The sequence below is a fragment of the Klebsiella sp. 141203 genome (assembly GCF_032601985.1).
GTDB lineage: Bacteria > Pseudomonadota > Gammaproteobacteria > Enterobacterales > Enterobacteriaceae > Klebsiella > Klebsiella aerogenes.
The window spans coordinates 225,371-238,173 of record NZ_JAQIRL010000003.1 but is presented as its reverse complement, the minus strand read 5'-3'; the positions used below and the strand labels follow the sequence as shown (position 1 = coordinate 238,173).

Annotated in this window: 11 protein-coding genes; 7 read left to right on the top strand and 4 right to left on the bottom strand. The window is 56.2% G+C overall.

Features of this window, described 5'->3' with window-relative positions:
* Positions 1 to 13: 13 nt before the first annotated feature.
* Complete coding sequence (locus PGR29_RS13700) at positions 14 to 1,309, bottom strand: inorganic triphosphatase (protein WP_316424705.1); 1,296 nt, start codon at positions 1,307 to 1,309, stop codon at positions 14 to 16.
* Positions 1,310 to 1,521: 212 nt separating this feature from the next.
* Between PGR29_RS13700 and PGR29_RS13695 the strand changes: the two genes are divergently transcribed.
* Positions 1,522 to 2,142, top strand: coding sequence for a TIGR04211 family SH3 domain-containing protein (locus PGR29_RS13695; RefSeq protein ID WP_087859830.1), 621 nt, complete (start codon positions 1,522 to 1,524; stop codon positions 2,140 to 2,142).
* A gap of 61 nt (positions 2,143 to 2,203) precedes the next feature.
* Positions 2,204 to 3,445, top strand: coding sequence for a multifunctional CCA addition/repair protein (locus PGR29_RS13690; RefSeq protein ID WP_213316623.1), 1,242 nt, complete (start codon positions 2,204 to 2,206; stop codon positions 3,443 to 3,445).
* Between the two features lie 11 nt (positions 3,446 to 3,456).
* On the opposite strand, the gene bacA is transcribed toward PGR29_RS13690, so the two are convergent.
* Both bacA and folB read right to left on the bottom strand, forming a co-directional pair.
* Positions 3,457 to 4,278, bottom strand: coding sequence for an undecaprenyl-diphosphate phosphatase (gene bacA / locus PGR29_RS13685; protein ID WP_087859832.1), 822 nt, complete (start codon positions 4,276 to 4,278; stop codon positions 3,457 to 3,459).
* A 69-nt stretch (positions 4,279 to 4,347) separates the two neighbouring features.
* Positions 4,348 to 4,731: a bifunctional dihydroneopterin aldolase/7,8-dihydroneopterin epimerase gene (folB, locus tag PGR29_RS13680; protein WP_020077905.1), complete on the bottom strand. Its 384-nt coding sequence runs from the start codon at positions 4,729 to 4,731 to the stop codon at positions 4,348 to 4,350.
* A 233-nt stretch (positions 4,732 to 4,964) separates the two neighbouring features.
* Between folB and plsY the strand changes: the two genes are divergently transcribed.
* A complete protein-coding gene (gene plsY, locus PGR29_RS13675; RefSeq protein WP_015703522.1) occupies positions 4,965 to 5,585 on the top strand; it encodes a glycerol-3-phosphate 1-O-acyltransferase PlsY in 621 nt (206 codons plus the stop codon).
* A 213-nt stretch (positions 5,586 to 5,798) separates the two neighbouring features.
* On the top strand, positions 5,799 to 7,268 hold the full coding sequence (locus tag PGR29_RS13670) for an MFS transporter (protein ID WP_047077666.1): 1,470 nt from the start codon (positions 5,799 to 5,801) through the stop codon (positions 7,266 to 7,268).
* An 86-nt stretch (positions 7,269 to 7,354) separates the two neighbouring features.
* Here the strand turns inward: PGR29_RS13670 and tsaD are convergent, their stop codons facing one another.
* Positions 7,355 to 8,368 (bottom strand): tRNA (adenosine(37)-N6)-threonylcarbamoyltransferase complex transferase subunit TsaD, encoded by a 1,014-nt coding sequence (gene tsaD / locus PGR29_RS13665; protein WP_015369630.1) that lies wholly within the window; start codon positions 8,366 to 8,368, stop codon positions 7,355 to 7,357.
* 238 nt (positions 8,369 to 8,606) lie between these two features.
* Here tsaD and rpsU point away from each other — a divergent pair, with 238 nt between their 5' ends.
* The 3 genes from rpsU to rpoD all read left to right on the top strand — a co-directional run bounded on the left by rpsU (position 8,607) and on the right by rpoD (position 12,740).
* Positions 8,607 to 8,822 carry a 30S ribosomal protein S21 gene (rpsU, locus tag PGR29_RS13660; protein ID WP_001144069.1) on the top strand — a complete coding sequence of 72 codons (216 nt, stop codon included), beginning with the start codon at positions 8,607 to 8,609 and terminating at the stop codon, positions 8,820 to 8,822.
* 177 nt (positions 8,823 to 8,999) lie between these two features.
* Complete coding sequence (dnaG, locus tag PGR29_RS13655; protein ID WP_087859834.1) at positions 9,000 to 10,745, top strand: DNA primase; 1,746 nt, start codon at positions 9,000 to 9,002, stop codon at positions 10,743 to 10,745.
* Positions 10,746 to 10,895: 150 nt separating this feature from the next.
* The gene (rpoD, locus tag PGR29_RS13650; protein ID WP_087859835.1) at positions 10,896 to 12,740 is read left to right on the top strand and encodes an RNA polymerase sigma factor RpoD; all 1,845 of its coding nucleotides are present in this window, start codon (positions 10,896 to 10,898) and stop codon (positions 12,738 to 12,740) included.
* Positions 12,741 to 12,803 lie beyond the last annotated feature (63 nt).

Below are 12,803 nucleotides of genomic sequence, written 5' to 3'. Positions count from 1 at the left end.
CCCTGGCCTGAAATTATCGTTTTCCACTATGCAGCCAGAATGGTTCCGCGGCCAGCGCCTGACGACGGAAATATTCGATGACGCTGCGGTCATTGTTCTCGATAGCGCGGCGCACCTCTTGCCAGTTTTCCAGCCAGGCCTCGGCGACCTCGGCATAGGCGCTGGAAAGCAATTGAATACTGTCAATCTCGCGCGCCAGACGCGTGAGCCGATCGCTATAGTCGTCCTGCGTCTGCTGGAAGTTGCTTTTCAGATCCGCCGCGGCTCGCGACAGCTGAATATCGGCAAAGCGTTTGAACGAACCGGCGATTTTCTTTTGCCCCGCGTCGTTGAGGAACGAACGCCAACCGCGGGTAACCAGCCATTCGGTCAGCAGCAGTTTGGCGCCAACCGTAGCGCGGTTGAACAACGCCGCTTCGGCTTTCTCCGCTCCGTCCAGCGCCGCTTCGGCCTCAGTGAGCGATTCACGCAACTGTACGGTGGCTTTTCGCGGCACAATGCCGCCAAACAGCACCAGCGCATGGCGCACGCGGGCCATCGCCCGCTGGATTTCACGTTTAGCGGCCGCGTTGCCCCGGTTCCAGACTTCATCATGATAGAGCCAGTGCGCCAGCGCGCTTTCCAGCGCCGCTTCCAGCCCCTGCTCGACGCTGGCTTTGGCCGCCACGCCTACTACCGTTAACGGTTTAACCGGGCGCGCTTCGTTGCCCTGCGCCAGCTGATAGCCACGCGCCGCTTTACTCAGGCTGCCCTGGCGCAATACGCCGGTTGCCAGTAAACGTCGCGCCAGCGCCAGAATGTCGGCGGTATCGCCGCTCAACAGCTCAAGCTCCAGTTCGCAAATGGCTTCCTGATGCTCACCGGCTTTGACGTCGCCAAGGTCAAGAGCTATCTCAATCTGGCTATCGCCCTCTTTCACCACCCATTTTTCACGGAGGAAATCAGTGCTAAACAGCGGCTGCACATTTTGCGCCAGTTCTGCCGGCAATTGCCCCTGCGGCCAGACTTCAGCCGGCAGCTTATCCAGCGCCAGCTCAGCTTTTTCCAGCGGAATATTGTATTCCGGACGCTGATGCAAACCGCCCACCACCCGCCCGGCAATTTTCAGCGTCATTTCATAGCGCTCCCGATCGCCGCGGATCCGCAATCCCATGTCGTGACGACGCAGCCAGTTATCGGCGGTTTCGTAGTAAATATTCAGCAGTTGACCTGCCGGTGTGTGCTGCGCGTCCAGCGTATTGAGATGCTGGCGCAGCGCCTCAACGCCGTCGTGGGCAACGATAAACTTCAGTTCGATTTCTTGAGCCATGGCTGAATTCTTCCACCTGATAAGCGTCGCCGGGAAAATGCGGCGAACTAATGACGATATTTTTTGTCAGTAAATAGTATTTTGCGGCGAATCGCCATGCAATGCGCATTTGCCAGCTGCATTTGGATGATTCCGATTGTGGCGGAAAACTTTGCGTCGCTCTGGCGATGCCACTACTATCGTTCAACTTTTTATGACCAAACGATGACCTGATGCCAAAATTACGCCTTATTACCTTTACATTGCTAGCGCTTAGCGCCGCTACGGCGGTTCACGCAGAAGAAAAGCGCTACGTTTCCGATGAGCTGAACACCTGGGTTCGCAGCGGTCCTGGCGATAACTATCGTCTGGTCGGCACCATTAACGCCGGCGAAGCCGTCGACGTTCTGCAAACCAATGACAGCACGAATTACGCGCAGGTACGCGACAGCAACGGCCGTACCGCCTGGATCCCGCTGAAAGAGCTGAGCAACGAGCCCAGCCTGCGCATTCGCGTGCCGGATCTGGAAAATCAGGTCAAAACGCTGACCGACAAGCTGAACAATATTGACGCCACCTGGAACCAGCGTACCGCCGACATGCAGAAAAAAGTCGCCGGTAGCGATGGCGCGATCAACGCTCTGAAAGAAGAGAACCAAAAGCTGAAAAACGAGCTGGTTGTCGCTCAGAAGAAGGTGAACGCGGCGAATCTGCAGCTTGATGATAAACAGCGCACCATTATCATGCAGTGGTTTATGTACGGCGGCGGCGTGCTTGGCGTCGGTCTGATCCTTGGCCTGGTGCTGCCGCATCTGGTACCAAGCCGCAAGCGTAAAGACCGGTGGATGAACTAATTCGTCTTCTCTGCCAGACTTACGTATCATCTTGCGAAAAGTCGATGCGGGAGAAACAGGCGTGAAGATTTATTTGGTCGGTGGTGCGGTACGAGATGCGTTATTAGGACTACCGGTCAAAGACAGAGACTGGGTGGTGGTTGGCGCCACGCCCCAGCAGTTGCTCGACGCGGGCTACCAGCAGGTAGGCCGCGATTTTCCCGTGTTTCTTCACCCGCAAAGCCGTGAAGAGTACGCCCTCGCGCGTACCGAACGTAAATCCGGTTCCGGCTATACCGGTTTCACCTGTTATGCCGCCGCTGACGTCACCCTTGAGCAAGATCTACTGCGCCGCGATCTCACCATTAACGCGCTGGCTCAGGACACTGACGGTCAGATTTACGACCCATATGGCGGCCAGGCCGATTTACGCCAGCGCCTGCTGCGCCACGTCTCGCCGGCCTTTAGCGAAGATCCGCTACGCGTACTGCGCGTCGCGCGTTTTGCCGCACGCTATGCCCATCTCGGTTTTCGCATTGCCGATGAAACCATGGCGCTGATGCGCGCGATGGCGGACGCCGGCGAACTGGCGCATTTAACCGCGGAGCGGGTATGGAAAGAGACGGAGAACGCGCTTAGCACGCGTAACCCGCAGGTCTTTTTCCAGACCCTGCGGGACTGCCACGCGCTGAAGGTTCTGTTCCCGGAAATCGACGCCCTGTACGGTGTCCCCGCGCCGGCCAAATGGCATCCGGAAATCGATACCGGCGTACACACTCTGATGACGCTCACCATGGCGGCGATGCTATCGCCGGCCATCGACGTCCGTTTCGCCACCCTGTGCCACGATCTTGGTAAAGGTTTAACGCCCAAAGAGTTCTGGCCGCGCCACCACGGCCACGGCCCGGCGGGGGTAAAGCTGGTGGAACAGATTTGCCAGCGCCTGCGGGTGCCAAACGATATCCGCGATCTGGCCAGATTGGTCGCCGAATTCCACGATCTGATCCACACCCTGCCGATTCTGCAGCCAAAAACCATCGTGAAGCTGTTTGATAGCATCGATGCCTGGCGCAAGCCGCAGCGTGTACAGCAAATCGCCCTCACCAGCGAGGCCGACGTGCGCGGGCGTACCGGTTTTGAGTCCTGTGATTATCCGCAGGGGCGCCTGCTGCTTGAAGCCTGGGAAGTGGCGCAGTCGGTCTCCACTAAAGAAGTGGTAGCGGAAGGTTTCAAAGGGCCGGAGATTCGCGAAGAGCTGACGCGGCGCAGAATTGCGGCCGTGGGGCAGTGGAAAGAACAACGTTGCCCCCAGCCGCAAGGCTGAGGGCCAGGGCCTTAGAAGAAGACCACGTAGACGGCTGCCGCGACGATAAAGCGGTAGATTGCAAACGGAATAAACGAAATACGTTTAATCAGCTGCAGGAAGGTTTTAATCGCAATCAGCGCCACGATGAACGCCATGATAAAACCGACGGCGAACATCGGAATATCCCCGGCGTTAAGGAAGCCGATGCTCTTGTAGACGTCCAGCACGGTGGCGCCCATCATCATCGGCACCGCCAGCAGGAAAGAGAACTCGGATGCCGCATAGCGGCTAACGCCCATCAGCATACCGCCGGAAATGGTCGCCCCGGAGCGAGAGAAGCCAGGCCACAGCGCCAGACACTGGAAGCAGCCGATGGCGAACGCCTGACGATAGGTCATATCGTCAATCCCCACCGCGCGCGGTTGTTTCGGTTTGAACAGTTCCGCCGCGATCAGCAGGAAGCCGCCGACAATCAGCGCGTACATTACGTTAACCGGGTTAAACAGCGATTTAATCAGGTCATGGAACACCAGCCCCAGTACCACAGCCGGGATCATGCCTAACAGGATATGAATCAACGACAGACGCCCGCTGCCTTCGCCTTCATGCACCGGCGGGCGGCCAAAATGAATGCCGATCAGGCCAAACAGTCGACGCCAGAACACCACGACGACCGCGAGAATAGATCCTAATTGAATTACGACTTCAAAAGTATTGGCGGTATCCCCTTCAAAGCCAAGGAGATGACCAACAATAATCATATGTCCCGTACTGGAAACCGGTAAAAACTCCGTCAACCCTTCAACCACACCCAAAATTGCCGCTATCAGCAGCGAGTGTAAATCGCCCATTCAATAAACCCTTAAAAGAAAAAGTAAAATTAAAATCCAGGCACTAAGACCGGTATAAAACAAATTTGTTTAAACATTATGACGAGAAACGTTTTGTTTCAGATTACTGCCACGTTCAATGATTACGCCAACGTTGGCCGCACGAGCCACCGCGCCAGGCTTGCTGACTTTAATCCGCACCCACGGAGAATTAAATTTTTGCAGCAGGAGATCGGCTATCTCTTCCGCCACCCGCTCGACCAGCGCAAAACGCCCGCCCTCAACGTGGTTGATAACCAACTCGCTGATATCAGCATAGCTCAGGCAATCGCTCACATCGTCGCTGGCGGCCGCTTTGCGGTTATCCCACGCCATTTCGATATCGAACACTAACTTCTGTTCGATGGTCTGTTCCCAGTCGTAAACACCGATAGTGGTGATTACCGAAAGTTGCTCTATAAATACAATATCCATCACGACCTGCCTGCTTTTTGGCTAAACCGGATACCACTTCCGGCGAATTATGCGTATTATCCACAGATGCAAAGACATCCCCTAAAGAATTCACGTGTCCTGACAGCGGCGACGCGGCAAGATTTCGGGAACATAGCAGCATCACTATGTAACCTATCGCGCAAAGAAAGCCAACAAACTGTTAACACGAAAATGGGTGGGGTTCTAACGACATTTTCAAAATGGAACAGCTGATGAGTGCAATCGCGCCTGGACTAGTTATCCTCGCCTACCTCTGCGGCTCAATTTCCAGCGCCATTCTGGTATGCCGTCTTGCTGGTTTGCCCGACCCTCGCGATAGCGGTTCCGGCAACCCTGGGGCGACGAACGTACTCCGAATTGGCGGCAAGGGAGCAGCCGTAACGGTATTAATTTTTGATGTCCTGAAAGGGATGCTGCCGGTTTGGGGCGCTTGGGCGCTCGGCTTGACGCCATTCTGGCTCGGGCTGGTGGCGATCGCCGCCTGCGTCGGCCATATCTGGCCGGTGTTCTTTAATTTCCGCGGCGGCAAAGGCGTGGCAACCGCATTTGGCGCTATCGCGCCCATCGGCTGGGATCTCACCGGCGTGATGGCTGGCACCTGGCTGCTGACTATTCTGCTCAGCGGGTATTCCTCGCTGGGCGCTATCGTCAGCGCGCTGGTCGCCCCTTTCTACGTCTGGTGGTTCAAGCCGCAGTACACCTTTCCGGTCTCGATGCTCTCCTGCCTGATCCTGCTACGCCATCACGACAACATCCAGCGCCTGTGGCGCCGTCAGGAAACGAAAATCTGGTCACGCTTTAAGAAGAAGAAAAAAACGCCAGAGCAGAAATAATCTCCACGCCCGGCCGCCTGTGCCGGGCTTCTTTGCCCCCACAAACGCATTCTATTTCCCACTTTTTTAGCCAATCATAGCGGCAAAAGAGAAAACCAAAGATAATCCTTTCACTACAATGACTTAGTTATGAGTTATAACCAAAAGTGATTTTTTCGTCCCCGCGTCGCTGTTTACTCTGAAGATCTTTATAAGAGAAAAAAGCACAACACCATGACTGATGTAATTAACGCGACGCCAGCGGCAACCTCTGCGTCGCCCGGCGGGGAAGTAAAATGGATCGGCAGCGCGGCGGACGTCTCGCGCCTCATCAATGAAGGCAGCAGCGGGCGCAATAACGCGCGTATCGTCATGGGAATCGCCCTCGGCGGTATTTTCCTTGATGCCTACGATCTTGGCTCGCTGGCCTTCGGCCTGAAAGATATTACCCGGGAATTCAACCTGACGCCTGCCGGTACCGGGATGGTCGCCTCGGCCATCACCTTCGGCGCTATCGTTGGCGCGCTGCTCGGCGGTTACTTGACGGACAAAATTGGCCGCTATCGCGTGTTTATGGCGGATATGCTGTTCTTCGTGGTAGCGGCTATCGCCTGCGCGTTGGCGCCGAATGAATACGTCCTTACTGGCGCGCGCTTCGTGATGGGCCTCGGCGTCGGGATCGACCTGCCGGTGGCGATGGCGTTTCTCAGCGAATTCGCGAGGCTCAAAGGGCCCGGCAACAAGGCGGCCAGCGTGGCGATGTGGTGCCCCACATGGTACGCGGCAATCAGCATTTCATATCTGCTGGTACTCTTTTTCTATGCCGTCTTGCCGGAAAGCCATAGCGACTGGCTATGGCGGATTATTCTTGGTTTTGGCGCCATCCCGGCGCTGGTGATTATCGCTATCCGTAGCCGCTACATGAGCGAATCGCCGGTGTGGGCCGCCAACCAGGGCAACCTGCGTGAAGCTGCGTCTATTCTACGCCAGGCGTACAACATCAATGCACACGTTGCCCAGGACGCGCTGGAAAAACCGGCGCCCAAAGTTCGTAGCGCCCAATGGAGTAACTATCTGCGCCTGTTCCGCGGCGTCTACCTGCGCCGCACCACGCTCTCTACCCTGCTGTCGGTGGTTTCCTCGTTTGCCTATAACGCCGTCGCGTTCGGTCTACCGGTAATCATCTCCAGCTTCTTCGTGCAGTCAATGTTGACGACGATTTTGATTTCGCTGGCGCTGAATTTGCTGTTCGCTTTCGTAGGAGGGATGCTGGCGGTACGCCTGGTACCGCGCTTCGGCGCCTGGCGGATGTCGCTGGCGGGTTATGGCTGCCAGCTAACGGCGCTGCTCGGCCTGGCGCTGATTGGTCGCCCTGATGGCGCAGGCGAAGGCGTCGCCGCCGTGGCGATGCTGGCGCTGTTCCTTTTCGGCCAGGGGTTTGGCCCCGGCGCACACACTATGACCTTCGCCTCGTTAAGCTATCCGACATCGCTGCGCGGCGTTGGCGTCGGGCTCAACCAGACGCTTATGCGCGGCAGCTCAACGCTTTCTTTATTCCTCTTCCCGCTGCTGGTCGCCGCGCTGGATACCCGCGTTTTCTGGATCATCGCCGCGGCGCCGCTGATTGGGCTATTGTCGCTGCTGGCGATACGCTGGGAGCCGTCAGGCTACGACATCGACGCCGAGGATTATCAGCAGCCTTAATCCACGCGTAAAAAAGCCGCCTCGATGGGCGGCTTCAGACTGCTGACAAAGAAGGAAAAAGCGTGGTTTTTCCTTCTTTGTGGTTATCAGGCGGCCGGCAGTTCCGCTAACGGCCAGCGCGGCCGCACGGTAACGCCGAGTCCAGCATTGCCGCCGCCCTGCAGGCGGACCATCCCGGCGTAAGCGATCATCGCGCCGTTATCGGTACAGAACTCAGGACGGGCATAAAACACTTCGCCGCCGCGTTTGCTCATCATTTCCGCCAGCTTCGCGCGCAGCGTACGGTTAGCGCTTACGCCCCCCGCCATCACCAGACGCTTAAAGCCGGTTTGCTCCAGCGCGCGGCGGCATTTAATCATCAGCGTATCGACCACCGCGTCTTCAAATGCGCGGGCGATATCGGCACGGGTTTGCTCATCGTCGCCGTTGTTACGAATGGTATTAGCGGCGAAGGTTTTCAGGCCGGAGAAGCTGAAATCAAGCCCCGGACGATCGGTCATTGGCCGCGGGAAAACGAAGCGGCCTTCCGTGCCCTGAGACGCCATTTTCGACAGCATCGGCCCGCCGGGATAATCCAGCCCCAACAGTTTCGCCGTCTTATCAAAGGCTTCGCCAGCGGCATCATCGATTGACTCGCCCAGCAGTTCATACTGACCAATGCCGGTGACGCTAATCAACTGGGTGTGACCGCCTGAAACCAGCAGAGCGACGAACGGGAACGCCGGCGGGTTATCTTCCAGCATCGGCGCCAGCAGGTGTCCTTCCATATGGTGTACCGGAATCGCCGGCACGTTCCAGGCGAACGCCAGCGAGCGGCCAACGGTCGCGCCGACCAGCAGCGCACCCACCAGGCCAGGGCCTGCCGTATAGGCAACGGCATCAATATCTTTCGCCGTCAGACCCGCTTCTTTAAGCGCCGCCTGAATCAGCGGAACGGTCTTACGCACGTGGTCGCGCGACGCCAGTTCAGGCACCACGCCGCCGTAGTCGGCGTGCAATTTCACCTGACTATACAGCTGGTTGGCTAACAGACCTTGTTTATCGTCGTAAATGGCGATGCCGGTTTCATCGCAGGATGTTTCAATTCCCAGTACACGCATGAGTTGTTTTACCTCGTTTCAATACCGCGCAGTGTAGGACCAATGACCGGCGATGTAAAACTTTGCTCACCCCTGGTGTTCTCTTCGTGTATACTCCTCACCCTTATAAAAGTCCCCTTTCAAAAAAGGCGCCGGTGCTTTACAAAGCAGCAGTAGTTGCAGTAAAATTCCGCACCATTTTGAAATAAGCTGGCATTGCGGCCAGCGGCAAACCGAATTAATCAAAGGTGAGAGGCACATGCCGGTAATTAAAGTACGTGAAAACGAGCCGTTCGACGTAGCTCTGCGTCGCTTCAAGCGTTCCTGCGAAAAAGCAGGTGTTCTGGCGGAAGTTCGTCGTCGTGAGTTCTATGAAAAACCGACTACCGAACGTAAGCGCGCTAAAGCTTCTGCAGTGAAACGTCACGCGAAGAAACTGGCTCGCGAAAACGCACGCCGCACTCGTCTGTACTAATCTGTTGAGAGCGAAGCTCTCAATTCAGACCGAGTTGTAGTTGTAAGGCCGTGCTTCCGAAAGGAATGCGCGGCTTATTTTCGTTTATGCATTAGCAGATACACGAGATCGTTCAAACTGTCTTCAGGCGACATATCGAGGCCGTTTGCAGGATGCAGTGTATAGATTACGGGGCATATGGCTGGACGAATCCCACGCGTATTTATCAATGACCTGCTGGCGCGCACCGACATCATCGATCTGATCGATGCTCGGGTGAAGCTGAAAAAGCAGGGCAAGAATTATCACGCGTGTTGTCCATTCCATAACGAAAAAACCCCCTCCTTCACCGTCAACGGTGAAAAGCAGTTTTACCATTGCTTCGGCTGCGGTGCGCACGGCAACGCCATCGACTTCCTGATGAACTACGACAAGCTCGAGTTCGTCGAAACCGTCGAAGAGCTGGCCGCCATGCACAACCTTGAAGTGCCCTATGAAGCAGGTAATGGACCGAGCCAGATAGAACGGCATCAGCGGCAGAATCTTTATCAACTGCTGGACGGTCTGAACACGTTTTACCAACAGTCTCTGAACCAACCCGCCGCCGAACCCGCGCGCCAGTATCTGGCAAAACGCGGCTTAAGCAGCGAGGTGATTACCCGCTTCGCAATAGGCTTCGCTCCCCCTGGTTGGGATAACGTTTTAAAACGTTTTGGCGGCAATCAGGAAAACCGCCAGTCGCTTATTGATGCGGGCATGCTGGTCACCAACGATCAGGGGCGCAGTTACGACCGCTTCCGCGAACGGGTGATGTTCCCGATCCGCGATAAGCGAGGCCGGGTGATTGGTTTTGGCGGACGCGTGCTGGGCGATGCGCTGCCAAAATACCTGAACTCCCCGGAGACCGATATTTTCCATAAAGGCCGCCAGCTGTACGGCCTGTATGAAGCGCAGCAGGATAACGCCGAACCTCAGCGTCTGCTGGTGGTCGAAGGCTATATGGACGTCGTCGCGCTGGCGCAGTACGGCATTAATTATGCCGTGGCCTCGCTGGGCACCTCGACGACCGCCGACCATATTCAGCTGTTGTTCCGGGCGACCAATCAGGTCATCTGCTGTTACGACGGCGACCGGGCTGGCCGCGACGCGGCATGGCGCGCGCTGGAAACGGCGCTACCGTATATGACCGATGGCCGCCAGCTACGCTTTATGTTTTTACCTGACGGCGAAGACCCGGATACGCTGGTGCGTAAAGAGGGCAAAGAGGCGTTTGAAGCGCGGATGGAGCAGGCTCAGCCGCTCTCCACGTTTTTGTTTAATAGCCTGATGCCGCAGGTCGACCTGAGCACTCCGGACGGGCGCGCGCAGCTGAGCACGCTGGCGCTGCCGCTGATAACCCAGGTGCCGGGCGAAACGCTGCGCATCTATTTGCGTCAGGAGCTGGGCAACAAACTGGGCATTCTGGATGACGCCCAGCTTGAACGTTTAATGCCGAAACAGGCGGAAAATAGCGCTCAACGCCCGGCGCCGCAGCTAAAACGCACGACCATGCGTATACTTATAGGGTTACTGGTGCAGAACCCCGATCTGGCGCCGCTGGTTCCGCCCTTAGCCGGTCTGGATCAGCAAAAGATGCCAGGGCTTGGTTTATTCAGCGAACTGGTCAATACGTGTCTGGCGCAGCCAGGTCTGACCACCGGGCAACTTTTAGAGCAGTATCGCGGGACAAATGAAGCGGCAACCCTTGAAAAACTGTCGATGTGGGACGATATAGCAGATAAGGATATCGCTGAACAAACCTTCACCGACTCGCTCAACCATATGTTTGACTCACTGCTGGAACTGCGACAAGAAGAGTTGATAGCTCGCGATCGCACACATGGTTTAAGCAGTGAGGAGCGCCGGGAACTCTGGACTATCAGCCAGGAACTGGCCAAAAAATGAATTTAACGGCTTAAGTGCCGAATATCGCTCGGGAAGCCCCCGACAGCCGCGCTGAGGCGCAGCGGCAATAATATAAGTACGCCCTCGCTTTAAATGTTGGCAGTTCGTCTGCCTGCACCAATCAAACGAATTAAGTGTGGATACCGTCTTATGGAGCAAAACCCGCAGTCACAGCTGAAGCTTCTTGTCCAACGTGGTAAGGAGCAAGGCTATCTGACCTATGCCGAGGTCAATGACCATCTGCCGGAAGATATCGTCGACTCCGATCAGATCGAAGACATCATCCAAATGATCAACGACATGGGTATTCAGGTGATGGAAGAAGCACCGGATGCCGATGATCTGCTGCTTGCTGAAACCTCCAATAATACCGATGAAGACGCAGAAGAAGCGGCGGCCCAGGTGCTGTCGAGCGTTGAATCTGAAATTGGCCGTACGACCGACCCGGTGCGCATGTACATGCGCGAAATGGGTACCGTTGAACTGCTGACCCGCGAAGGCGAAATCGACATCGCTAAACGCATCGAAGACGGGATCAACCAGGTCCAGTGCTCCGTTGCGGAATATCCGGAAGCCATCACCTATCTGCTGGAGCAGTACGACCGCGTTGAAGCTGAAGAAGCTCGCCTGTCTGACCTGATCACCGGCTTCGTCGATCCGAACGCTGAAGAAGATATGGCGCCGACCGCCACTCACGTCGGTTCCGAGCTGTCTCAGGAAGAGATGGACGACGACGAAGATGAAGAAGAAGATGACGACGATGACAGCAGCGATGATGACAACAGCATCGACCCGGAGCTGGCCCGCGAGAAATTCGCCGAGCTGCGCACCCAGTATGAGCTGACTCGCGACACCATCAAAGCGAAAGGTCGCAGCCACGCCGCCGCGCAGGAAGAGATCCTCAAGCTGTCCGAGGTCTTCAAACAGTTCCGCCTGGTACCGAAACAGTTCGATTACCTGGTCAACAGCATGCGCAGCATGATGGATCGCGTTCGTACTCAAGAACGTATCATCATGAAGCTGTGCGTTGAACAGTGCAAAATGCCGAAGAAAAACTTCATCACCCTGTTCACCGGCAACGAAACCAGCGAAACCTGGTTCAACGCCGCCGTGGCGATGAACAAGCCGTGGTCCGAGAAGCTGCATGACGTTAAAGAAGACGTTCAGCGCGGCCTGCAGAAACTGCAGCAGATTGAAGAAGAAACCGGTCTGACCATCGAGCAGGTTAAAGATATCAACCGTCGCATGTCCATCGGCGAAGCGAAAGCCCGTCGTGCGAAGAAAGAGATGGTTGAAGCGAACTTACGTCTGGTTATTTCTATCGCCAAGAAATACACCAACCGCGGTCTGCAGTTCCTCGACCTGATTCAGGAAGGCAACATCGGTCTGATGAAAGCGGTAGATAAGTTTGAATACCGTCGTGGTTACAAGTTCTCCACCTATGCGACCTGGTGGATCCGTCAGGCTATCACCCGCTCCATCGCGGATCAGGCGCGCACCATCCGTATTCCGGTGCATATGATTGAGACTATCAACAAGCTCAACCGTATCTCCCGCCAGATGCTGCAGGAAATGGGCCGCGAGCCGACGCCGGAAGAACTAGCCGAGCGCATGCTGATGCCGGAAGACAAAATCCGTAAGGTGCTGAAAATCGCCAAAGAGCCGATCTCCATGGAAACGCCGATCGGCGACGATGAAGATTCGCATCTGGGTGACTTCATCGAGGATACCACCCTCGAGCTGCCGCTGGATTCTGCGACCACCGAGAGCCTGCGTGCGGCAACGCACGACGTGCTGGCGGGCCTTACCGCTCGTGAAGCGAAAGTGCTGCGTATGCGTTTCGGTATCGACATGAACACCGACCACACGCTGGAAGAAGTGGGTAAACAGTTCGACGTTACCCGCGAACGTATTCGTCAGATCGAAGCGAAGGCGCTGCGTAAACTGCGCCACCCAAGCCGTTCTGAAGTGCTGCGTAGCTTCCTCGACGATTAATCGTCGCGCTGCAAAGAGAGTAAAAAGCTCCCCGCGGGGAGCTTTTTTATGCCTGCGATTCGG

Bases quoted from the DNA above. Each gene is read 5' to 3' on its own strand.
- bacA (WP_087859832.1), bottom strand. From the start codon at position 4,278: ATGGGCGATTTACACTCGCTGCTGATAGCGGCAATTTTGGGTGTGGTT.
- rpsU (WP_001144069.1), top strand. From the start codon at position 8,607: ATGCCGGTAATTAAAGTACGTGAAAACGAGCCGTTCGACGTAGCTCTG.
- dnaG (WP_087859834.1), top strand. From the start codon at position 9,000: ATGGCTGGACGAATCCCACGCGTATTTATCAATGACCTGCTGGCGCGC.
- tsaD (WP_015369630.1), bottom strand. From the start codon at position 8,368: ATGCGTGTACTGGGAATTGAAACATCCTGCGATGAAACCGGCATCGCC.
- PGR29_RS13695 (WP_087859830.1), top strand. From the start codon at position 1,522: ATGCCAAAATTACGCCTTATTACCTTTACATTGCTAGCGCTTAGCGCC.
- plsY (WP_015703522.1), top strand. From the start codon at position 4,965: ATGAGTGCAATCGCGCCTGGACTAGTTATCCTCGCCTACCTCTGCGGC.
- PGR29_RS13700 (WP_316424705.1), bottom strand. From the start codon at position 1,309: ATGGCTCAAGAAATCGAACTGAAGTTTATCGTTGCCCACGACGGCGTT.
- PGR29_RS13670 (WP_047077666.1), top strand. From the start codon at position 5,799: ATGACTGATGTAATTAACGCGACGCCAGCGGCAACCTCTGCGTCGCCC.
- rpoD (WP_087859835.1), top strand. From the start codon at position 10,896: ATGGAGCAAAACCCGCAGTCACAGCTGAAGCTTCTTGTCCAACGTGGT.
- folB (WP_020077905.1), bottom strand. From the start codon at position 4,731: ATGGATATTGTATTTATAGAGCAACTTTCGGTAATCACCACTATCGGT.